We start from the raw sequence: 24,224 nt of genomic DNA, 5'->3' as shown, positions 1-24,224 counted from the left end.
GTTAAATTTGTGAGATTAGCATAACAAATCAGATATAAGATAATATATAAACATGTCAGATAAAGCATCTATAAATTTAGACGGAACTTCTTATGACCTTCCGGTCGTTGTCGGTACTGAGAATGAAAAAGCAGTTGATATTTCCAAATTAAGAGATCTAAGCGGATTTATTACATTAGACCCAGGATATAAAAATACGGGTGCTACGAAGAGTGCGATTACTTTCCTTGACGGTGAAAAAGGCATATTGAGATATAGAGGATATCCCATTGAACAATTGGCAGAGAAATCGACTTTCTTGGAAGTTGCTTATTTGTTGATTTATGGAGAGCTTCCCAAAAAAGAGGTATTGGAAAAATTCAGAGCTGACATCAAAAAGCAAATGATGATCCACGAGGACATGAAAAATTTCTTCGCTGGATTTCCTTCCAAGTCACACCCAATGGGGCAACTTTCCTGTTTAGTTGGTGCATTATCGGCATTTTACCCAGAATCTTTAAATCCAAACTTAACAGATGAAGAAGAGGATCAAACGATCATCAATCTTTTGGCAAAAATGCCTACAATCGTTTCTTGGATCCAAAAGAAATCATTAGGACACCCTGTTGTATACCCTAAAAATAACCTTGGCTACATCGACAACTTCCTGAATATGTTGTTCGGAGAAGTTAACGACGAAAAAACATTCGATCCGGTTGTCATTGATGCTATGCACAAGTTGCTGATTTTGCATGCTGATCACGAGCAAAACTGTTCGACATCTACTGTTCGCATCGTTGGTTCATCCAATGCAAACCTTTATGCATCCGTTGCATCGGGTATCAATGCATTATGGGGGCCATTACATGGTGGTGCAAACCAAGCGGTAATTGAAATGTTAGAAGCTATTAAAAATGATGGTGGTGATGCCGAAAAATATCTTGCCAAAGCGAAAGACAAAAACGATCCTTTCCGTTTAATGGGATTCGGTCACCGCGTTTATAAAAACTTTGACCCACGTGCTAAAATCATCAAAAAAGCATGTGACGATATTTTGGAAAAATTAGGTGTGCAAGACCCTGTATTGGATATCGCTAAGAAATTAGAAGAAGCAGCATTGAATGACCAATACTTCATCGACAGAAAACTTTATCCAAATGTTGATTTTTACTCTGGTATTATTTACCGTGCACTAGGTTTCAAAGCAGATATGTTTACGGTATTATTTGCCTTAGGCCGTCTCCCGGGATGGATTGCACAATGGAAAGAAATGCGTGAAAACAAAGAGCCTATCGGCCGTCCTAGACAGGTGTATGTTGGCCACACAGAACGTGATTACGTTGAATTCTCAAATCGTTAATTCGGTTTTGATTTATATCCGAAAAAGCATCCTTACAGGATGCTTTTTTCTTTTTATTGCAACTCCTGTGAATCCTTTGCAAGTACGAATGAGCTATTTGATCAAACAATAAACAGCTGCTCGCTGTAACGCTATTGTCACGATAATCTACTTGTTAAGTATATTTTAATTTTTCCTTATCTAAATTCCCTGTTTTTCGTTAAGTTTGCGTATTGATTCGTCTCTTATTAAAAATCATTATAAATAAGACTTGCTAGAAAATGTACTACATATCTTGGTTCCTATTGCTATTTTCACCTTTATAGCAGCATTTACCTTATTTGCAGTATATGCCGAGCGAAAGATTGCCGGATTCGTCCAAGATCGGCTAGGTCCTATGGAAACCGGAAAGTATGGTAGTCTTCAAACCATCGCTGATATTCTTAAATTACTCCAAAAAGAACTGATCACCCCTTCATCGGCAGATAAGATTCTCTTTAGGATTGCTCCTATCATTATTTTTGTTGCCGTCTTTACAGGATTTGCCGTTATTCCTTGGGCAAAGGATTTTATTCCAGCCGATACGCATACCGGTTTATTTTTCATTATGGCGATAATTTCCATTGATGCTTTGGGCATTTTAATGGCTGGTTGGGGTTCCAACAATAAATATTCTTTGTTAGGCTCCATGCGTGCCATTGCACAGATGGTATCCTATGAAATACCGGTCGGCCTTTCGCTGATTACAGTTGTCATGCTTACACAAACCCTAAACCTGAATGAAATCGCTATTGGGCAGGGAATCCTCACCAATGGGAGCATTAAATTCTTGGGTATTTGGGAAGTTAATGAGATTGGCGGTCTCTTCGCCTGGAATATTTTTCAGGCTCCGCATTTGATTATCACCTACATCATATTCTTTATCGCTACTCTTGCCGAGTGTAATCGTGCTCCTTTTGATATTCCGGAAGCCGAATCTGAACTGGTCGGTGGTTTCCATACGGAATATGGTGGAATACAATTTGCCTTTATCTTTCTGGCCGAGTACGCTATGATGTTTTTGGTATCGATGTTGGGCGTTGTCCTCTTTTTAGGCGGCTGGAACACGCCATTACCAAACATTGGGGCTGTACGCCTCGCAGATTGGACGACTGGTTTAGCTTGGGGAATATTTTGGACCTTAGCCAAATCATTCCTTATTGTAGGGATCCAAATGTGGATCCGATGGACATTACCGCGGTTACGTGCAGACCAATTGATGAGTTTATGTTGGAAAGTATTGACACCGCTGGCTTTTCTGTGTATGGCCATCTCTGCCATTTGGCGAATTTTAGTTATAGCATAGGATATTATGATATTTAAAACGGCTTCGCATGCATTTCGTACGGCAATCAAAGGTTTATCTTTGACTGTCAAGCACCTGTTTGGGGCACGTCGCTCACGGACGGAATTGAATATCAAAGAAGACAACTATTTTGATCGGCAAGAAGGTATTGTGACGGTGCAGTATCCGCGTGAAAAAATGCCCATCCCCGATGTCGCACGTTACCAATTGCAGGTTGATATCGACGACTGTATTGTATGTGATCTTTGCGCTAAAGCATGTCCTGTGGACTGTATCGAAATTGAAGCGATCAAATCGCCGGAAGCAATCGGAAAGACTTCAGACGGTAGCGTCAAACGGTTATATCCCGCCAAATTCAATATTGACATGGCGAAGTGTATGTACTGTGGCTTATGCACGGTGGTATGTCCGACAGAATGTATTACCATGACCAATGCATATGACCGCAGCTCGCAAAAGCTGACCGATCTTATTTATGGGTTTTCAGACATGACTGACGAGCAGGTAGCTCAACGCAAAGCTGAATGGACACAGTTTCAAGCTGAAAAGGAGGCAGCAAAGCAAAAATAGAAAATGGAAAGTATTTTGTTCTACGCTTTCGCTATCCTAGCAATCGGTTCGGCCCTTTTACTGGTCAATCTTAAAAATATCGCGCGCGCATTATTCCTGTTTTTTATTGTTTTATTTGCAATGGCAGGACTATACCTATTTGCGTTAGCTGATTTCGTGGCCATCACACAAATCATGGTCTATGTCGGAGGCGTACTCATTCTTATGCTGTTTGCCTTTATGCTGTCCAATAAAGAACTCCTAAAAGATCTTCAAGATAACAGCGGTTCCTTCTTAAGCATGTCCAAATGGCAAGCTATTCCGGTGGTAGTTGGTTTTCTGTTACTGATGCTTTATGGCATCTTTGAATGGCAACAGGCACCATCAACTTGGATCATTCAGTCCATAGAAAACGGAAATAATATTACTGCGACTGATAACAATATTCATCAAATCGGATTACGTTTTATGACTTTTTACGTATTGCCTTTTGAAATTATATCGATATTTCTGATGATGGCTTTAATTGGAGCTTCTCATTTATCCAGAAAGGAGCGTACACTATGATCACGCTGACCCATTTCTTGGTGGTGAGTGCGTGTATCTTTAGCATTGGACTCTACACCGTTCTTTCCAAAAAAAATGCGATTATGATTTTGGTTGGTATTGAATTAATGATCAATGCAGCTATCCTGAATTTTGTTGCCTTTGGGAAATATGATAAAGTGAGTTATGGCGGGCAAATTTTTGCGTTGTTTGCGATTGTTCTAGCAGCGGCAGCTGTAGCCGTTGGATTGGCTATTGTATTAAATGTTTATAGACATTACAACACCATTAATCCGGATGAGGTAAACCAATTAAAAGACAAATAAACATTGGATCAAGTTGTTCACATATCGCCCCTTTTGACCGCGCTAGTTACCGTAGTGTCCCCATTAGCAGCGTTCCTATATCAATCTTTATTAGGCAAACGTGACCAGTCAGGTATTGTCTCCCTCCTAGCCATCGCCCTCAGTTTTACCGGTGGTGGGCTCACCTGGTTCACCATATGGAATAATGCCCCCGTAACGGTTCAGGCGGATTGGTTCACTATTGGCGAAACCTCATTTAAAGTTGGTATCCTGTTAAATAATTTAAGCACCTTAATGCTTTTCTTGGTACCTACTGTAGCATTGCCGGTGCATGTTTATTCCCGGGCATATATGAAAGGTGATCCTGGCATTCATCGCTATTGGATGTATCTAAGCCTGTTCTGTTTTGCCATGTTGGGATTGGTCATTATGGACAGTCTTTTACTGATGTATGTCTTTTGGGAGTTGGTTGGGTTTGCGTCCTATCTCCTTATCGGATTTTGGTTTACGCGCGAAACAGCTGTACAAGCCAATAAAAAGGCATTTTTGGTTAATCGCATCGGTGACCTCGGCTTTCTAATCGGCCTTGCGATCGTATTTACGCAGTTCAAGACACTTAATTTGGTCGATTTATTGGGTGATAATGGACTGATCTATCAATCCACAATCGTCGATGGACTATGGGTATCTCCAGTCAATAGTTTACCTCAGATCTGGTTTACCCTAGGAGGACTAGCCTTTTTCTTGGCTGCTATGGCCAAATCAGCGCAATTTCCATTACATGTATGGCTTCCGGATGCCATGGAAGGTCCTACATCCGTATCGTCCCTGATCCATGCGGCGACTATGGTCGCAGCCGGCGTATTCCTATTGGCTACAGTATTTCCATTATTCAGCGAATCGGCATTACTATTTATCGCTATTATCGGTACCATCACGGCAGCTTCGGCAGCATACTTCGCCTTAGGCCAATATGACATCAAGCGTATTCTTGCCTTTTCGACCATATCGCAACTAGGCTTTATGATGGTTGGGATCGGCATTGGAACATGGGATGCTGCTTTGTTTCATCTCACGACGCATGCTTTCTTTAAGTGCCTTCTATTTCTTTCGGCCGGCGCAGTCATTCATGAAATGGCCCATCTGAAAACACATAGCCACCTAGACTTTGACCCGCAGGATTTACGTAACATGGGTGGATTACGTCAGTATATGCCGAATACCTTTCTGCTCATGAGTATAGCTTCATTGGCACTTGCAGGATTTCCGTTGACTTCGGGTTATTTATCCAAAGATAGTATCATCATTTCTTCATTTGAATGGGCACTTTCAAAAGGTAGCGTCTATCTTCTCATTCCTATTAGTTTGATTATAGTAAGTATCTTAACCGCATTCTACATTGGCCGTTTGATATTTAAAGCTTTTTTTGGAAAGTTCCGGCTTTTGGATCAGCTTCAGGATAAACTTCATGGTCATCCACTGCATGATGCGCCAAAAACCATGTTGTTTCCGATGTTTATTTTGGGTGTATTCTGCTTATTCCCACTATTTTCATTCAATCCATTTTCGTACCACGATTCCTGGTTGATGGACGGCTTACTGTTGGACGAATATATCTTTGCACCAAGTCACCTTGCACACCTAATTATTCCCGCGATCCTGCTCATTGGTTCTATCATTGGCTGGATTATCGGCTGGAAATGGTATGTCCAAAATAGATACCCATTCAAATCAGCTAATCCGGCACTGAAGGTTTCTTTAAATCAAGGATATATCAATCAGTTTTACGATGTAGTATTTGTTAAGGGCACATTAAAGTTGGCTCAATTCTGTTATTGGTTTGACCAACATGTTGTTGATGCTTTTGTTTCTTTGATTCAGTCAATCGTGCTATCGCTTTCACAATTAAGTGTTTGGATAGACAAATATATTATAGACGGCTTAGTCAATACGGTTGCTTCAGTAACCTATTGGACCGGTCATCAAGTCCGCCTGGTACAGAACGGGAAGATACAGACCGCTTTGTACTCCGTCTTTTTAATAGTTTTACTTGGTTTAATTTATCTTTTATTCTTTTAGGAAATGCCTATTTTATCCTTATTGATATTTTTACCGTTATTGGCTACGGCGCTTATTCTCGCCTTGCCAACACGATATAAATCGAGTTACAAATATATTGCGTTAGCAATTACCGCAATACAATTTGTACTGGCTGGATTGTGTTACGCACATTTTGATGCAAACAAAACAGGTATTCAAGATCTGGGGGGCTATCAGTTTGTTGAGCAGCTTTCCTGGATTCGTTTAGATCTAGGATCAATAGGTACGCTAGAAATTGATTATCTCATTGGTATTGATGGGATATCGATGCCCTTATTATTGCTGAGCGCTTTTGTGATGTTGATGGCTATCGGAGCCTCCTGGAATATACAGAAAAGTCCGAAGGGATACTTTGCGTTACTCATGGTCCTTAATATGGCTGTTATGGGGATTTTCTGTGCACTGGATTTTTTCCTGTTCTACCTTTTCTATGAAGTGATGTTACTTCCACTATATTTCCTGATCGGTATCTGGGGTGGCGCAAGACGCGAATACGCAGCCATCAAGTTCTTTTTATACACGCTATTTGGTTCTGTATTTATGCTATTGATCATCGTAGGACTATACTTTTCAGTGATTAACCCGATGACTGGGGCGCATACGTTCAATATGATCCATATGATGAACCCACAGAATTACCTTGAAGGATCTATTTTTGAGTGGGGTGGTTATCAGGAAATCTTGGGTATTTCGGCCAGACTGGTTGGCTTCATTGTCCTCTTTTTTGCCTTTGCCATTAAAGTGCCCATCGTGCCATTGCATACCTGGTTACCCGATGCCCACGTCGAAGCGCCGACTCCAGTATCTATTATTTTAGCAGGTATTCTTCTGAAAATTGGAGGTTACGGTATCATCCGTATCTGTTATAGCATCTTTCCCGACATGGCCGCCTTATCCAATTGGTGGCTTGGACTAATAGGCGTTGTTTCCATTATCTATGGAGCCTTAAACGCCTTATCACAAAAAGACCTCAAACGAATGATTGCGTATTCATCCGTTTCCCACATGGGCTTTGTCTTGTTAGGTATTGCCTCATTGACTGCAGAAGGAATTTCTGGAGCGATGTTTCAGATGATCTCCCATGGGTTTTTATCCGCTGCACTCTTCTTTCTAGTCGGTGTAGTTTATGACCGTGTGCATGACAGAAATATCTATAGTTTTAGAGGTTTAGCTCAAATTATGCCCAAATATACGGGGTATGTTGCTGTTGCATTTTTTGCTTCCTTAGGTTTACCTGGCTTTTCAGCTTTTATTGGTGAAGCATTTGTCATTATCGGTTCATTCAATTCTGAAAGTGTTGGCACAGGTTTGCCGCGTTGGATGGCACTTGCAGGTTCTATAGGTATCTTATTAAGTGCAGCCTACCTACTTTGGACATTGCAACGGATGTTCTTTGGACAGATTCGTTTAAAAGGCGGTGAATCTTGGAGCAATGCACTGACAGATGTCAATTCGCGCGAGCAGGTGATCTTATTTCCAACGTTAGCGTTGGCCTTATTACTTGGCATTATGCCTGCTTTAGTTTTTAACAATTTAAACGCAAGTGTCCTGAATCTTGTAAGCTTTATTCAACAATTTATTTAAATCAGCATGCTCGCATTCAGTCCATATATCAGTTCATTTCTCGATCAGATTATCGTCAGTGTACCGTATTTTAAACCCGAACTGACATTGATCATCACTTTTATTGGTACTATTCTCGCTAGTCTTTTTGCCGACAAGCACTGGAAGCATACGTCTTTTATGCTTACGATCATCGGGTTATTGTTGAGTGGCTGTTACCTTGTTGGGCAAGGACTCAGTAACGTAGAGATGGCTGGCTTTTTCGATATGATCCAGGTTGATGCCTTTGCCACCTCTGCACGATTGATTATCCTGTTGTCGACACTCCTTGTTTGTATTTTTATTCAACAAGGTCATGGTAGACATGGCCGACCGTTAGGAGATCTATATGCTGTTTTGCTGACGGCGACGTTGGGACTGAACCTATTGACCATGTCGAGCAACTGGCTGATGATTTTTATAGCCGTTGAAACCGTTTCTATTAGTTCCTATATCATGGTGGGGTACTTTTCAGCGACTAAAGTTCAGTCGGAGGCGGCTTTAAAATATGTACTCTTTGGATCGATTTGTGCGGCAGTGATGCTTTACGGTTTGTCTTTACTCTACGGTTTCACGGGGAACTTGAATTTTGATTCCCAGAGCCACATTGCTGGCCTAATGGAAGCCCCAAAGGTCATGATCAGCATTGCGCTATTATTTTTGTTGACAGGCATTGGCTTTAAACTGAGTTTTTTTCCTTTTCATGTCTGGAGTCCAGATGTTTATCAAGGTGCTCCTACAGTGATTACCGCGTATCTGGCTACAGTACCAAAAATTGCAGTCGTCGTCCTATTATCCAAGCTCCTCGCCGCATGGCTTAATGTTTCCTTTTACTTTAGCGATTTCCTAACGTATGTGATTATTGGGGTAGCCATTGCAACCATGTTGATTGGTAATTTAGCGGCTTTACGTCAACAGGATGCCAAACGGATGATGGCCTATTCGTCCATTGGACACACGGGTATACTCCTGATGGCTGTATTGGTTTACCAAAATAATGAGTCAAATGTATTGCTATTCTATCTTTCCATCTATGCATTGATGAATATTGCTGTATTTATTTTTATTGACGCTTTGGAAGTCAGTCTGGGGAGTACATCCATCGATTCCTATCGTGGCTTAGGAAAACAGTTTCCTCTTTTGTTTACTTCATTTTCAATTGTTCTAATCGCTTTAGTGGGGCTCCCTCCAACCGCAGGATTTGTCGGAAAGCTGTTGGTCTTTTCCAAAGTGTTCGAACAGTATCAAAACTTTCAATCCTTCGGTTTATTGGCATTGCTTATTGTCGGCGCACTGACCTCAGTTATCTCTTTATTTTACTATTTTAAAATTCCACTGAACGCGTTTTTAAGGGACAATGCCGCATCTTCAACAATAAAAGTCAATGCTGTACTTCTCTTTATTGGCATCCTTTGTACCTTGGCTGTGTTGTGCTTAGGAATCTTTCCGGATCTTTTGCTTTCGGCCTTTTAGAAAAACAGAGGAGCCCCTTTCATTCTTAACAAATCTACGATCCTCATCAATCACGCTATGTGCGGGTTGAATAGTAAGGATAAACTCCATAATATATTTTATATTTCCTCAATAAAAGTATTATATATGGTTGAGGAGAGACTGATAAATTGTTTTTTATGCAAAGCGCAATTAAATTGCATATAAAAAGCAATTTATCTAAGTTTGTACCATGATTAGTGCAATAGCAAATCCAATTTTTCAGCGTGCTATCCAGGATTACCACGTATACGACCAGATTGAGCATCCAATCCAAAATCCGTATGACAAACAATCCTTAGAACATCTCCTCTATTTAAAATGCTGGATTGACACCGTACAATGGCATATGGAAGATGTCGTGCGTAATCCCGCTATTGACCCGAAAGAAGGCTTACATTGGAAAAGACAAATTGATGAGTCCAATCAATATCGCACGGATACCGTAGAGTATATTGACAGCTATTTTCTACAAAAGTTTCAAGATATACAGGTTAGGCCTACAGCAACGATCAATACGGAGAGCCCGGCGTGGGCTATTGATAGGCTTTCTATTTTGGCTTTAAAAATCTACCATATGGAACAGGAAACATTACGTAAAGATGCTTCCGAGGCACACATTAATACCTGCCAAGAAAAGCTTAACGTTTTATTGGAACAAAGAAAAGATTTATCTCAAAGTATTGATGAATTGATGGATGCCATAGCATCGGGCGATAAATACATGAAAGTCTATAAACAGATGAAAATGTATAACGATCCTTCATTGAACCCTGTCTTATATTCATCAGGAAAGTAAACATGTCGTTACCGCAACGGATCATAGTCACGCGATTTTCAGCTATGGGCGATGTTGCCATGGTTGCATCAGTATTAAAAGAGTTTTGTATACGCTATCCTGATGTAGAAATCATTATGGTCAGCAGACCATTCTTTTCGCCATTCTTTGATGGAATAAAAAACCTCAGGTTCCATGTGATTGAACCCAAAACCATTCATAAAGGTTTTTGGGGCCTGTTCAGGCTAAAAAAAGAGCTTGCCCAGTATGGTTCAGATGCCGTAGCTGACTTACATTTCAATTTGCGTTCGCGTGTGCTTGATCTTTTTTTTTCCTTATCGGGCGTAAAAGTAAAGCAGCTTGACAAGGGGCGGGAAGAAAAAAAAGCGCTTACCAGGAAAAAAAACAAAATCAAAGTTCCACTGAGGCTAACGGTAGAACGCTATGCAGATGTATTTCGCGCATTAGGTTTTAAATTTGAGCTCAGCCATAAATTGGTTCCTAATTTGCAGGATGTATCCAAAGCTGCTTTTAGTATGTTCGCGAATTTCGATCGAAAAAAAATTGGCATTGCTCCATTTGCGCAACATCGTTATAAAATTCTTTCCTTGGTAAAAATGGGGCAGATCATTGATCATTTGACACACCATGGATATGACGTATTGCTTTTTGGAGGTGGTCAAGAAGAGTTTCAAGTCGCCCAAAACTGGACCGAAAGTTTTCCGAATACTTACAATACCATCGGAAAATTTACGTTGAGAGAAGAACTGGATTTAATTTCGAATCTGGATCTTATGATCAGCATGGATTCTTCGGGTCTTCATATGGCCTCCCTAATGGGTGTACGATGCCTTTCCTTGTGGGGAGCAACACACCCTTACGCGGGATTTACGGGTTACGGTCAACAGTTAGCAGATTGTATCCAAGTTGAACATCCCAATAGACCAAGTTCAGTGTATGGGAATAAGTCCTGCATCTGTGACGGGGTAGAGGCAATTGATTTAATTAAGCCGGAGATGGTGATTGAAAAAATATAGGGGACGTGTAGCATTCTACAGGGCCTTAACCGTTGTAACAATGATGGACAAGAAAAAATAACTATTGTTTAGAGTTTTTAGATGGATAAAATTTGTTTTATTATTCTACGCTACGGCGATGAAGTGGATGGCGGTGCAGAGAAACATTGTCGTATGTTGGCTGAAAGGCTTGTGGGAGGATATGAAGTTGACATTTTGACAACTAAGTTTATTGATTACAACACTTTTGTTCCCTTTTATAAAAACGATGTCGATTACCTAAACGGTGTACGTATTCTACGCTTCGGTTCCATTGATTTTGATAGTCGAAAACGAGATATCTTATGGAAAAAAGCGCTTCGTTTTCAAAAAATAAGACGAAACTTATTTCGTTTAAAAAGTTTAAAACTTGTATCAGAGCTATTTCCATCCTGGAAACGAATTTCAAGAGCGGATATTGACTATTTCAAGTCGCACGGGTCTTATTCTCCTTCGATGTTGTCCTATATCAATAATAACCATCAACATTATAAGGCGATAATCGGAATTACCTATTCCCAGCCAAATACTTTCTTCGGAACGTTAATTGCTCCCGAGAAATCCATTCTCATACCAACATTGCATGAGGAGAGAGAAGCATTTCGGCCTATATTAACTCAGCTATTCAGCAAGGTAAAACATATTGCATTCAATACAGAAGAAGAAAGAAATCTAGCTTTCAATATCTTCGGAAGTCATGTAGCCAATAATAGTATTGTTGCGGTAGGTGTTGAAGTGTCCACTCCATTAGATAAAGAGACACTTTATAGCAAGTTTCAGCTTCCAAAAAATTATCTATTATATTTTGGAAGAGTCTGCAACACGAAAGTAAGAACGTTAATCCCTTGGTTTTTACGTTACAAGCAAAAGTATCCGTCAGATCTTAAACTTGTCCTAACTGGCCGTATATTTATGGATAAGACTGAGCATCCCGATGTTATCTATACAGACTTCGTTACCGAAGAAGAGAAAACAGCATTGATTGAGAATGCCCGCGCTGTGATTAATCCTTCTCAATACGAAAGTTTATCATTATTATTGTTAGAAACAATGGTTCTCGGTAAACCGATCCTTGTAAATGGAAAATCAAAAGTAATGAAAGAGCACTGTATTAAAAGTAACTATGCCGCTCAGTACTATTCTTCAGAATCTGATTTTCAAAGAAAACTTTACCAAATACTAGAAGGAGACGTCTCATTTATGCGATCAATATCTATATCTTATGTCGAAAACAACTACTCGTGGCCGTTAATTATTAAAAAATTAACGCACATAATTGACTCAATTTAATGACATCTTAAATGACTATAGCTCTACTAATTTCCACTTATAACTGGCCAGAAGCTTTAGAACGCGTACTTGAAAGCGTATTGTTGCAAACAAAGAAGCCTGATGAAATTATTATTGCAGACGACGGCTCCACCGAAAGCACAAAAGAGGTCATTGACGTCTTCAGACTCAAAACCCATATTCCCGTAAAACATGCATGGCAAGAAGATAATGGTTTTCAAAAAACCAAAATATTAAATAAAGCTCTGGCGTTATGTGAAAGTGAATACATCGTCCAGATTGATGGAGATATCATTATGTCACCCCAATTTATTGCAGACCATATTAGAATCAGTAAACCACATCACGTCATTACAGGAAGTAGAGCATCTCTTACAAAAGAATTTACATTAGAGTTTTTGAAGAGTAAAAAACCCATCGATTACAATTTACTTCGAAAAAACTCTCCTTATAAAATGAATGCTGCAAGAATTCCCTTTTTAACACCTATCTTTGCTACAAGATATAAGACCAAAGGAAAACATAGATTCTACTCAAAAGGATGTAATATGGCATTTTGGATGAGCTCACTAATCAAAGTAAATGGTTTTAATGAAGATATGTACGAATGGGGACATGAAGATTCGGAATTGGTTGTAAGATTGCTAAAAATTGGTGAGAAGAAACTCTTTATGAAATTCAGTGGAGTAACCTATCATTTATGGCACAAGGTTTCCTCCATGGAGAGAAAGAGCATAAATCAGACCATTTTAGAAAATACTGTTGCATCAGGAGATTTTAGAATTAAAAACGGTCTCGATAAATACTTAATTAAATGAATATAGCATACGATGCTAAACGATATTTTCTCAATAAAACCGGGCTAGGAAATTATAGTCGTGACTTAATACGGATATTAGAAACGCACTATCCTGAAAACAATTATATTAAATACACCACTAAATTAGGAGGACTAGATTTTTTAAATAGTCATAGATTGACAAACACAACCAGACTGCCCAAAGGCCTAATTAATAAGGTATTCCCAAGTTTATGGAGAAATAGCAGAATTGTTAATGATTTAATTCAGGATAAGATCGATATTTACCATGGTTTATCTGGGGAAATCCCAATTAATCTTAGTAAAACGGCGGTTAAATCCATAACGACTATTCACGATTTGATTTTTATACGATATCCAGAACTTTATAAACCTATCGATCGATATATATACAATCAAAAAGCAAAACATGCTGCTATTCATTCCGATAAAATTATTGCCATCAGTCAGCAAACCAAATCTGATTTGATCGATACCTATAACATTTCGGAAGATAAAATTGAGGTAATATACCAAACCTGCCATGTGTCATTTAAGACTACGAAAACAGAAGAAGAAAAGGATTTAATTCGATCAAAATACAATCTTCCACGACATTTTATATTAAACGTTGGCACAGTAGAACCTCGAAAAAATGCATTCCAAATTGTAAAATCCATTGAGAAGCTGGATATTGCTTTATTAATAATTGGTCGAAAGACGAATTATGCGAAAGAAATTATGCATTTCGTCGAAAAAAAAGGCATGAAAAAAAGAGTAATATTTATGGAAGGATTGAGTATGCAAGAACTAGCCACCATATATGCAATGGCAGATCTGCTTATATACCCATCAAAGTTTGAAGGCTTTGGTATTCCTATTATTGAAGCGCTATATTCTAGTCTACCCGTTATTACCTCCAATTTTGGGGTGTTTCCAGAAGCCGCAGGACCATCATCTTGTTATATTGATCCTGAAGATATCGACGCTATACAATCTGCCATAGAATCAGTCCTTTCCTCTGAGTCAACTCGCGCTAAAATGGCAAGTGATGGATTAAAATTCGTAAAACGATTTGATGAAGAACAAATCGCTAGCCAGCTTATTCAATGTTACAAAAACGTCCTTTAGTTATTCAGGTTTTAAAACCGTAATCCGCTTTTGCAACCTTTTCCAATGGTTTGCACGGTCTTTATAAAGCAGTATTTTGCCCAATTTATATTTAAATTGGAGCATACCTTTATAATCAAAATGTGCTAATCGATAACTCACCTCAGGATTTTCTTTTATTTCATCTTCAATTGCTTTTGTATAAACTGTGGGGCCAGTCATCTTGTGTACGTCATTAGGATACTTATTTTGTTCAATATTTTCAATAATATATGCTATTGTCCTTTTCAAAAATGGATGACCTTTGGCATAAATTAAGCCCCATTGTGCAAATAAATCTGGGTGATTCTTTTCACGAGCAATAAAAGCTACATCGTCCGCCCTAATATGTTTATCCAATGTCACCAAAATATCACTGTCCATATCTAAATAAACGCCGCCATGAACATAGAGTACAGCATATCGAAAAAAATCAGCCTTAGCAGCTCCAATTTGCAACTTGGAGTATGCTTTGTACGTACGTTCATCAAAATTATTCTTAAAAAAATCATCAATCTTCCTATCATCATAAAAATCCCTCTTCCATCCCTTATTTTTTTGAAGATACATCCAAATATAAAAGCGTGTTAAAAGAGGTATTTTTGCCGTTTTGAATGTTTGATAAATTACTTTAGGTATCGCCATAGCTATGTTATTAAGAATTTATTAAGACCATTTGAACAACGTTTCAGTTTATGATCAATCGTAAAATGAAAGATCTGATCATTTTCAGGTAAAGAGACTCGAGATGATTCATTATGATAAAGGTGATAAGCAAGTGCAGAAAACTTGATATTATATCTTTTTATACCCTGATTAAATAGTCGCTCAACAAACTCACTGTCTTCCCTACCCCAGCCAATCATATCATTATTGAAGCCATTTACAGCTTTAACGTCGTCCATAAAGAAAGACATATTGCAGCCTCGAATAGCCGTGTGGCTATATTCAATCTCTTTTTTCCAAATTTTGGTTAGCCATGGAGCCCGAAATGCCGTTAATCGCTTTTCAAATCTACTTTCAATGCCTTTTCTCATATATTGAAAATTTGGAAGTACAGAAGTATTGTTCAAAATATGTGCGGTAAAATCAGGAGTCAACATATATCGGCCGCCTTGTAGAAAGAAACCTTTTTGTGCATTGGTAATATGATCTTCTATAAAATGCTTATCTAAAATCATATCCCCATCAATCATAATAATATAGTCACTTTCCACTAATGCTAGCCCCCGATTTCTACTTTCAGCTAATCGAAACCCTTTATCTTCGTGCCAAGAGTGTAATAATGGGATAGACCATTTTTTTTTATATTTCTGAACGACATTCAAGGTTCTATTATCAGACCCATCATCGGCTACTATAACTTGCGCAGGTTTAAGCATCTGATGTTCTACAGAATTCAATACCACCTCCAAAGCATCCGGCCTATTATACGTCGTTATTAGCAAAGAAACTCTCAAGATCAATCTTTTTTATACAAATATACAATTACATACTATTTTTCACGAATAGATAATACTATTGGTTATCCAAAAACACACCATTCAAAAGGCATTCTTCTTGCTCCCACGTGTAGAATGAATTATAAAACACTTGTGCATATTCTCTTTGTTTTGAATAAAAGCTCATATCCTCCAGAAGAAGCTTAATGTTATCCGCGAATTGTACTTCGTTATCAGCCACAAGACAACCATTATTTATTTTGTTAATCAGCCCGTCAACCCCCCTTCTATTTGTGACGATTGGAAGGCCATGACATAGGGACTCCAATACTTTAATTTTTATCCCCGTACCGCTTAGCATCGGACAAATCGTAATTTTGGCACCTGCATAAAACATCCCTAAATCTTCTACAATCCCGTATTTTATCAGTTGAGGATGATCTGGAATTTTTTCGGATATTCGCCCAATTACATGCAACTTATATTTAGGGATAAGTGGCAATACCGATTCAACAAACCATTTCATACTTTCAGTATTATGGATATTGTCGCTGGCAACATATAGGATGTCGATAAATTTGCTCTCCAGACTTAGTATCCCACTGCTATTTGAGGAAACAGGAAGTAAAGTTACTTTCTTATTGGTGAATTGCTCATAAATATAACGTTCCTCCACTGAGTAGGTCCAGATTTCATCGTACAATGAAAGGATATCCATCTCTTCCTTAAATGCACTTCCGATATACAAACCTGACTTTTCCTTAATCCGCTGTAAAGTCATAAAGTCGTGCGTATCGATAATCTTATAAGCATTTGATGAATTCAATTCGCTTATCAATGAGCCCCAAGTGGAATAACTAATGACAATAATATCATACTGTTTATCACGAACTAACGATTTTACTCGTTTCGATATAATAGGTGTCAATAAACTGATTTGAGTTATATGCATGACACGATTGATCAAGCGCGGAATTTTATCCGCTACCAAATACTTTATTCGATTTCTTTTGTCAGAATCAGTATTGGTAATCGTAAGATGGACGTGGGGGTAAGTAGCTTTAAATTTTTCTATTGATTCAGAATTCCAAAAAAGACATGATAAAAATTCCACTTCGAGTTCCTCCGAATGTTGTTCGAAGTAGGTCAACAGCTGCTTTGCACGTGTCAGATTTCCAGCATGGCTCCAAAATGGATTATCAGGCATAAAATAGAGTACTCGTTTCTTCTTAGCCATAGCTCTTTTTATTTAGTACATCGTGAATAAGTCCCAGCCAACCCGCTGCCATACTGTCCAGACTGTACTTTCTCATCATCTTATTTCCTGCTGTACCCATTTGTTGACGGAGCGCAGAATCATTCATCAATCGTTCAAGATAATGTTCCATTTCCATTTTATCGTTCGCCAAAAACCCATTCTCACCATGCTTTATTAATTCGTTTACCCCGGAACATGTAGCAAAACCTATACTAGGTAAACCAACGGACATTGCTTCGGCCAAAGCAAGCCCAAATCCTTCATATTTGCTTGGAAAAATAAAGATATCTGCATCCTTCATCTTTGCGATGGGATCCTCAGTAAATCCGCGAAGGAAAATTCTTTTGGATAGGCCCAGTTCAAGAATCTGTAATTTCAATCGCTCAACGTCATTACCTATACCCCAAAATTCCAAATCCCATGTCGGGTATTTTTCTGCCAAATTAGAGAAAATATCTATCGCTATATGTTGTTGTTTACACGCCGTATCCAATCGTCCAATATGAACTATCTTAAATCTCGATTTTTCATTACTATGTCGAACCAAATCGGTGTCACTTACCTCGTCAATAGGATTCGTAATAACACGGCATTCACCGGCAAAATTATCGGGCAAAAATTTTCGATAACTATCAAAAAGAATTTGGATACCATCCAACTTACTAAAGCTCATGGTTAACAAATCAACCAAATACGATTTCCTTCCCCCCAAGACATTGGAATAATCATAATCGGGCCTACCATTCACAGAATCTATAATTGGAACAGAGAATGTATTTTCAAAAGTAATTTCCAACAATGAACCAATAGACATTGTAATAATCAAATTTGGTTTAACTTGATCAATGTAACTTTTCCAAGCAATCGCACGATTTCTTAAATTATATTGGTATAGTTTATCCTCTCCACCCATACGCCTTATCAAACGGCGGTTATACCATTTAGCATACTTCTTTTCTATCTTATATTTTATCCAAAGAAAGGGATTTCTCCCTTTATAATTATATAAGGGGATCTCCTCTTTTTGTTCCAGATTTACATCATATATGTTTGTAACACGTACGCTCTTATCCAAAGTAAACACTGGCTTACCAACTACATTTTCATTAGTGGCTATTTCGACTTCATAACCATTGCCGGATAAAATGTTAGCCAATATCGAGCAGATTTTTTCAGTGCCTCCTATTCCATTTAAAAAATACAAATGCTGTATCAATAGTATCTTCATATATCACTATATTTAGCCCTGATATTTTGACGTAATTTTCGCCTTAATGTAGAGATTGGAATCAACTTCACCCAAAACAATGAACGTTTAAAATTCCTGGCTCTATTTGTCTGATAACTTCTATAAAAATTGTCAAAATCATCGTGGCACTTCGCTGCAATGAAATTTCTAAATGGTAAGGATAATACTTCTAAATCTCCTTCAGACAAATAGGGTTCAACATACTCCAACATAAATTTATGCAATAAATTGAAGAGTATTTCCCTTTCATGATTATCAAAAGGCATTTTTATATACCGTAATTCAAATGGTTCATGTTCAATAAAAAGAGCAAGTTTAAGCACTCTCGAGCTGAAAATATTATTTTGATCGTAGAAAATTCTTAAAAGTTCCAACCATTGAGGTATTTGTTCTAAGATGCGTGCCGTCTCCTTATTAATGCGTACATGATTTTGATTCTCATGCTGACGATAGAAATACAGTGCGCTCGGATTAAATCCAATCCTATCGGTCATCAAAAAGAGACGGTGCGAAAACAGTCCATCCTCACAAGGCTGGATTCCTTCTGGAAAACGAATATCTGGATAGGTATCTAACAAGGTCTTTTTGATCAGCAATCCGCAGGTCGGTACAGCAGTCAAACGTGGCGCCCGGAAACAATAGGGTTCCCCTAAAATTACGAGATCCAGTTTTTTTTGCGTTGCAAGTTGTAAAGATTCCAATAAAAATGCCGAGTCAATGGTATCATCAGAATCCAAAAAATAGACATATTCTCCCACTGCGTGGCTTAAACCATTATTTCTCGCTACGGAAACGCCAGCATTTTCCTGATCGAAAAAGTAAATTCTCGGATCTAAAGATGCATACTTTTTACATATTGTAGCAGACGAGTCCGTACTGCCATCATTAACAAGAATAATTTCGAAATCCTGTAATTCCTGATGAAGTACACTTTGAATGGTCTCATCCAAATATTTTTCGACATTATATACCGGTATCACTACCGACACAGCAACGCGAGAAGTCCGCTCCGTAATAATAGTTTTTCCCATCATTGACATTTAATATACAAAAATAGTAACAGTAATGATATAGTAAATACTGTCATTTTAACGATTGCTCGATCTTATCTTTGCTTAACGTAAATTCCCGATAACGGAATTCACCAGATTTATTGCCAATCATAGCACCCATCTTAATCAACGACTCATTACTGCCCATTGGAAAAATGGAACTTCTATAGGCATTATTTTTTAACAGGGGCTTTGGTAATACCTTGAAATTCAAACCATCTTTCGAATAAGCAACATATAACAACTCTGCTGTATATTTTTTCACTTCACCAACAGCTATACATAAAAAGTAATATCCATCAGCATATGTTGCCTGGATATGCCATGGAGAATTTCCATTTCCGACTCTCAACCACGGTTTATTAAGAAAATTGACGATTTTGCTTTCCCGAAAACCTGTAAAATTAATTCCATCTCCAGAAGTTCTACGAATAACATAAGACGGATCCTTACCCTTAAAACTCTTGGGGCCGAGATTCAGCTCAATTTCATAACTTAAAAATTCACTTCCGTCATGGATAAAGGAAGGAGATAACAGGTGATCATCTTTGGGAGTGAAGGGTGGATTACTTGTAAAAGCAATATTCAAATTCGACCACTTTATACCATCTGTTGACGTTTGCTGTACGATAGTTCGATGTGCATTTTGCTTTAATCGGTCAAAATTGCTATTACTTAAAACGCATTTACCTTTCAATGACTGTGCAGTGATAAAGCTCCCTCTATAATAGAGATAAAACTGATTGTTCAAATATACCCAATCGACATCCGACCAAAATCCCTGGATCGGATCAACTTTGTTTTCACCAAAACTTTCTGTCGGAAATGGGGCATTCATGATTGGATTGGTTAGGCCCGATGGATTTACCCAGTCAAGACCGTCATTTGATACAACAACACTTGGGTTTTCAAATTTCTTTGAATTCTGATTGGTCCCAACTGCTCCAAAATAAGGCGTGAAAACCATCCAATATTTGTAACCATTTAATTTGTTTGGGAAATAAAGAACATCTGGATGACAATAACTAGCGTTTGCGCCAGAGATATCGATAAAATCCGCAGCATTTTTTAGCCCTTTAAAATTAGCATCAGCGACAGTATGGATATTGACAATCCCTTCATCATTGTCAAAAACAACCGAATCAATGGGATCAACAGTCCAAATCGGAGTTTCAACATCTTGCGCAAAAAAATCCGCTGTACGGTTGCAGGCCAAAAGGAAAATACTTCCAAATAGAAGTATCCAAAAATTACGATTCATAAATAAAAATTAAACGATAGAAACAAGAGAATGCTACTAGGCCAATAATGTTTTTCAATAAATAAAATAAGCAGACAACATACAAATGTATTTTTTTCGTTGCAAAATTAACATATTTTTATCAAAAAAAACAACTACTTCCCTTTTGAAACTGATGAAATGAGAACACTCCGAAATCATTTTAAAAACTTATATTCCAAGACATTCACTTCGCCATTAGCAATCTAATTTACATCAAAGGTCTTTATTCTCGACAAGACACTCAACACATCCATGGAGGAAAGTAAACTGTTCACTAACTGCATACTTTTAAAAACTTCCTGTATTATTATTTGTACTCTTATTCACGCCTGCAATTGCACCGACACAATGAACCGCGGCAACGAGCGTTAATATTTATACGAAAAAAGAATCAAAAAATTCAATCATGGACAACAATAAAAAACTTTATATCATCCGACATGCCAAAGCCGAAACCATTCCGGGAATAAATGATTTTGATCGAGCACTTACCTCAGACGGAATACAGCAAGCAAAACAAGTGGCTGCTAAAATTGCAGCTAAATTGACTCTGGGCGAAAACGCTATGGTAATCAGTTCCCCTGCAAATCGTGCGCTCCAAACAACACGTGTTTTTTTAGAGGTAATGGGTTCATCTTCTTTTGACATTAAAATTGAAGAAACAATTTATGAATGTACGTACAAGCATATGCTGTCCATCATCAATGCAATCCCCGATCATGTCAATCATGTCCTGCTCTTTGGGCACAATCCCACGTTGACTGATCTGGTGGAATACCTGACCCGAAAAGCAGCCTACTTACGCACCTCATCTTGTGCAGAGATAAGACTTGATGGCGGCTTCACCTTTCATATGCTCAGTGGCAATTGTGCCGATCTTGTGCAAATAATTGATTAAAATTCTATTCAAAGAACAAACTTATTTCCAGCTAATATTTGCTGATCACTTACCCACATTTGATTTCATTGCCTTATCAATCACCAAAGGCACTGAAATCAAATCCAGATCATGTGAATACACCACAAATTTCTCGACCCAGCAGGGATCAAATTTTTCCTTAAATTCTTTCAAACCTTTTGGTTGACGGAAGTAAGGATTATTTTCATATAGAAAACTGATCAAACGTTCAACAAGCCCTTTCTTCTTGTCAAATCCCGAAAAAGGTGCCAGCCCCATATTGAGAAAAGAATAACCTTCCTCTTTGCAATACGCTAAAAAACGGATAATTAATACATCCATATTTCCACCTGGTGCATCTTGCAATTTCCGGATAAGATCATACGTCGCCTCGTCCGGAGCATAATTAGGAATGATATTCAAAAAGGCCAAAATACGTCCTTCGTTATCCTCCAACGTAATTACATGGCTATTTTTAATCTTACCAACGTCAAACATGCCCTGAGAAAAAACACGTTCTGAACGCTTCATATCCCGCAACCAATGATCCGACACAACCTGTAATTTCTGAAGCAAACCATTGGATAACGGTGCGCGATATAAATTCGAAACAAAACCTTTTTTTTCAATGCTATTTACCGCATTTCGAAGTGATTTGCGTTTCTTTCCTTCCAGCGAAAAATTATCGACATTCACAATGGCCTCTTCTCCAATCAGAAAAGATTTTTTGCCCAATTGCTTAAAAACCCCCAAATGTCTACCGTCAACCCGGTAATAGGCGGTTTTTAAACTCGATTTGCGACAATAGCGTTCAAATGCATTTATCAGTTCTTTCATGGCATCTTCAGTATCTTCACAAACAGGACCTTCGAGTACCATCGCAAAACCATAACATTTTTTATACGCAATAAAACCTGTCTGCTCAGCATTAAAGAAAAGATCTTTATCCCCATAGGTCTTAAAATAATCGACAGGTGATTTACCATAACGTTCCAAAATACGCTGCGCGATTTCTATCTGTCCATCAACTTCTTCCTCGGCTAACTGGCATGGATTGACCATCCAGTAGAATAATGCCGAAAGGCTGATCACACTAAAAAAATTAATAGAATACAAAAAGTACTGTCCTATGGCTGTCTGTGGTTCTGCGACATCTCCATTGAGTAGTACAAAACCGTGCAATGTATTGCTTACTGCATTTACAATGGTAAAATCCATATTAAAATGCTTCGCATTCAAAAAATAAAAGCCCGTAATCCCATACAGAAGTACAACCCCAATAAGCCACAAAACCAAGCTGAGATTTAAAGAGCTTAGCCTTCTGTTACTTTGCACAAAGTAATGTTTCGATGAATAGAGTAACATCAGCAACACCAAAAAAGCAAACCAGGCTTCTTCAAAATCCAACCCTTTGGAAAGATTGGCAACAATAGAAAGTGAACATAACGCAACCGCAACATACCAAGCCATACGTAGTCCCTTCAACAAAAAGCCCGAACACATCACCAACAATATACCGAAGAAAAGTACCGCTGCATTTGAAAAATTTAATGCATCATAAGATATAAATTGCTTTAATGCCGTTATACGGCTATGGATAGCCGGCGTCAAGACCGAGATGATATTAATAAGGCCCATCACAAAAATAAAAACAGATGGAAGTATCCGAACAAAGATGTTGTTTTTATTCACGAAGAAACTAATTCCACCCAATGCCAACGGTCCCCAAAACTCAAATAAACGATATAAAAGGGATATAGAAATCGCCTGTTCTTCGCTGTAGCCAAACTTACACAGAATGACAACCATTGACACCTCGATAAGTCCAACCCCCTTCATCAACGGTGAAAAACAATAGACCAAGGTTCCGACTGCATAGGTTACCGTACAAGCCAATAACGATGTTTCAAAACCTAAAGCAAGCATAGCAATATAGATATGTAAAATCCCGACAAGCTCAATGGCTGTTGCCCAAAGGAGACTTTGCAATACAGCCCAAAAATCTACGCCTTTTTTATGGAGTTCATCCCAGGTACCCGTAACAAAAGGGAAATGAAGTACTGTAAAATTGTATGCTCGGCCACCACAGTAAAATGAGCTGCAGTACCAGCCAAATCCCAGCAGTAGGGCGCTAAAAACAAGCATAATCCCGATGATTTGCATATCAAGACCTGCGATTCCAACAAACAGAAAAACAAAAAGACAGAGGATAAATAAGGACACTAAACTAATGATGGCGTAGATAACAGAAGAAAGATTGGCGTTTGCATCATCGATTCCCTCCTGATTGACCTCTTTCTTAAAGAAAGCCAGTGAGGTAAATCCACCTACCGGAAGAAAGACACTGATAAAGTTTCTTTTTAGAAATAGGCGGGTAGCCCCACCCAGTGATAGTTTTTGTTGCAAAGACTTAAAACTATAGACATAGACCAAACCTTGCATGGCGATATAAGCCAAAGAAACCACAATCCCGATTGCCACCCAAAATAACGAGCTTGACTGGATAAGCCCTACCGACGATGCTAGCTCCTGTCGTTGATTTGCAAAAAAATATACAGCACCCAAAATGACCAATAGGCCCAACAAGGATTTCCAGATCAACATCTTGTTTTTCATCAGCATAATTACCTCTCGAATTGACAAACCCAATTATTTCGTTTTTCTAAACCACTTTTACTAATGACATCATTTCCTCAAAATAGTCCCAATCCAATTT

General features: G+C 38.3%; 21 protein-coding genes. 14 read left to right on the top strand and 7 right to left on the bottom strand.

Features of this window, described 5'->3' with window-relative positions:
• The first annotated feature begins 52 nt into the window (after positions 1–52).
• From J2X77_RS19735 to J2X77_RS19675, 13 genes are all read left to right on the top strand, one after another.
• Entirely contained in the window at positions 53–1,339 is a 1,287-nt protein-coding gene (locus tag J2X77_RS19735; protein ID WP_209580544.1) for a citrate synthase, read from the top strand.
• 250 nt (positions 1,340–1,589) lie between these two features.
• Positions 1,590–2,663, top strand: a complete 1,074-nt coding sequence (gene nuoH / locus J2X77_RS19730) for an NADH-quinone oxidoreductase subunit NuoH (protein ID WP_209580543.1) — start codon at positions 1,590–1,592, stop codon at positions 2,661–2,663.
• 6 nt (positions 2,664–2,669) lie between these two features.
• On the top strand, positions 2,670–3,233 hold the full coding sequence (locus J2X77_RS19725; protein WP_209580541.1) for a 4Fe-4S binding protein: 564 nt from the start codon (positions 2,670–2,672) through the stop codon (positions 3,231–3,233).
• A 3-nt stretch (positions 3,234–3,236) separates the two neighbouring features.
• On the top strand, positions 3,237–3,779 hold the full coding sequence (locus tag J2X77_RS19720; RefSeq protein WP_209580540.1) for an NADH-quinone oxidoreductase subunit J: 543 nt from the start codon (positions 3,237–3,239) through the stop codon (positions 3,777–3,779).
• Complete coding sequence (nuoK, locus tag J2X77_RS19715; RefSeq protein ID WP_209580538.1) at positions 3,776–4,084, top strand: NADH-quinone oxidoreductase subunit NuoK; 309 nt, start codon at positions 3,776–3,778, stop codon at positions 4,082–4,084. Before J2X77_RS19720 ends, nuoK begins: the two co-directional genes overlap by 4 nt.
• Before the next feature lie 3 nt (positions 4,085–4,087).
• Positions 4,088–6,142: an NADH-quinone oxidoreductase subunit L gene (locus tag J2X77_RS19710; RefSeq protein ID WP_209580536.1), complete on the top strand. Its 2,055-nt coding sequence runs from the start codon at positions 4,088–4,090 to the stop codon at positions 6,140–6,142.
• A gap of 3 nt (positions 6,143–6,145) precedes the next feature.
• A complete protein-coding gene (locus J2X77_RS19705) occupies positions 6,146–7,747 on the top strand; it encodes a NuoM family protein (protein ID WP_209580535.1) in 1,602 nt (533 codons plus the stop codon).
• A 6-nt stretch (positions 7,748–7,753) separates the two neighbouring features.
• Entirely contained in the window at positions 7,754–9,238 is a 1,485-nt protein-coding gene (locus J2X77_RS19700; protein ID WP_209580533.1) for an NADH-quinone oxidoreductase subunit N, read from the top strand.
• Between the two features lie 211 nt (positions 9,239–9,449).
• Positions 9,450–10,055, top strand: coding sequence for a DUF4254 domain-containing protein (locus tag J2X77_RS19695; protein WP_209580531.1), 606 nt, complete (start codon positions 9,450–9,452; stop codon positions 10,053–10,055).
• 2 nt (positions 10,056–10,057) lie between these two features.
• A complete protein-coding gene (locus J2X77_RS19690) occupies positions 10,058–11,071 on the top strand; it encodes a glycosyltransferase family 9 protein (RefSeq protein WP_209580529.1) in 1,014 nt (337 codons plus the stop codon).
• Between the two features lie 81 nt (positions 11,072–11,152).
• On the top strand, positions 11,153–12,379 hold the full coding sequence (locus tag J2X77_RS19685) for a glycosyltransferase (RefSeq protein WP_209580527.1): 1,227 nt from the start codon (positions 11,153–11,155) through the stop codon (positions 12,377–12,379).
• Between the two features lie 11 nt (positions 12,380–12,390).
• Positions 12,391–13,197 (top strand): glycosyltransferase family 2 protein, encoded by an 807-nt coding sequence (locus J2X77_RS19680; RefSeq protein ID WP_209580525.1) that lies wholly within the window; start codon positions 12,391–12,393, stop codon positions 13,195–13,197.
• On the top strand, positions 13,194–14,309 hold the full coding sequence (locus J2X77_RS19675; protein ID WP_209580524.1) for a glycosyltransferase family 1 protein: 1,116 nt from the start codon (positions 13,194–13,196) through the stop codon (positions 14,307–14,309). Before J2X77_RS19680 ends, J2X77_RS19675 begins: the two co-directional genes overlap by 4 nt.
• Here J2X77_RS19675 and J2X77_RS19670 read toward each other — a convergent pair whose 3' ends face one another.
• The 6 genes from J2X77_RS19670 to J2X77_RS19645 are packed head-to-tail and all read right to left on the bottom strand — an operon-like array spanning position 14,310 to position 20,589.
• Positions 14,310–14,972, bottom strand: coding sequence for a glycosyltransferase family 32 protein (locus J2X77_RS19670; protein ID WP_209580522.1), 663 nt, complete (start codon positions 14,970–14,972; stop codon positions 14,310–14,312).
• Positions 14,973–14,974: 2 nt separating this feature from the next.
• Positions 14,975–15,787, bottom strand: coding sequence for a glycosyltransferase family 2 protein (locus J2X77_RS19665; protein WP_209580519.1), 813 nt, complete (start codon positions 15,785–15,787; stop codon positions 14,975–14,977).
• 58 nt (positions 15,788–15,845) lie between these two features.
• Positions 15,846–17,006: a glycosyltransferase gene (locus J2X77_RS19660; RefSeq protein WP_209580518.1), complete on the bottom strand. Its 1,161-nt coding sequence runs from the start codon at positions 17,004–17,006 to the stop codon at positions 15,846–15,848.
• The gene (locus tag J2X77_RS19655) at positions 16,999–18,255 is read right to left on the bottom strand and encodes a glycosyltransferase (protein WP_209580517.1); all 1,257 of its coding nucleotides are present in this window, start codon (positions 18,253–18,255) and stop codon (positions 16,999–17,001) included. Before J2X77_RS19655 ends, J2X77_RS19660 begins: the two co-directional genes overlap by 8 nt.
• Positions 18,252–19,310 carry a glycosyltransferase gene (locus J2X77_RS19650; protein WP_310082129.1) on the bottom strand — a complete coding sequence of 353 codons (1,059 nt, stop codon included), beginning with the start codon at positions 19,308–19,310 and terminating at the stop codon, positions 18,252–18,254. The genes J2X77_RS19655 and J2X77_RS19650 overlap by 4 nt, the downstream gene beginning before the upstream one ends.
• A gap of 49 nt (positions 19,311–19,359) precedes the next feature.
• Positions 19,360–20,589, bottom strand: coding sequence for a hypothetical protein (locus J2X77_RS19645; protein ID WP_209580516.1), 1,230 nt, complete (start codon positions 20,587–20,589; stop codon positions 19,360–19,362).
• 427 nt (positions 20,590–21,016) lie between these two features.
• Between J2X77_RS19645 and J2X77_RS19640 the strand changes: the two genes are divergently transcribed.
• Entirely contained in the window at positions 21,017–21,508 is a 492-nt protein-coding gene (locus tag J2X77_RS19640) for a histidine phosphatase family protein (RefSeq protein ID WP_310082125.1), read from the top strand.
• A gap of 45 nt (positions 21,509–21,553) precedes the next feature.
• On the opposite strand, the gene J2X77_RS19635 is transcribed toward J2X77_RS19640, so the two are convergent.
• Positions 21,554–24,124 carry a flippase-like domain-containing protein gene (locus tag J2X77_RS19635; RefSeq protein WP_310082123.1) on the bottom strand — a complete coding sequence of 857 codons (2,571 nt, stop codon included), beginning with the start codon at positions 24,122–24,124 and terminating at the stop codon, positions 21,554–21,556.
• Positions 24,125–24,224 lie beyond the last annotated feature (100 nt).

The organism is Sphingobacterium sp. 2149, assembly GCF_031455655.1.
Taxonomy (GTDB): Bacteria; Bacteroidota; Bacteroidia; order Sphingobacteriales; family Sphingobacteriaceae; genus Sphingobacterium.
The sequence above is the reverse complement of the archived record's forward strand: the minus strand, read 5'-3'. Positions and strand labels throughout refer to the sequence as shown.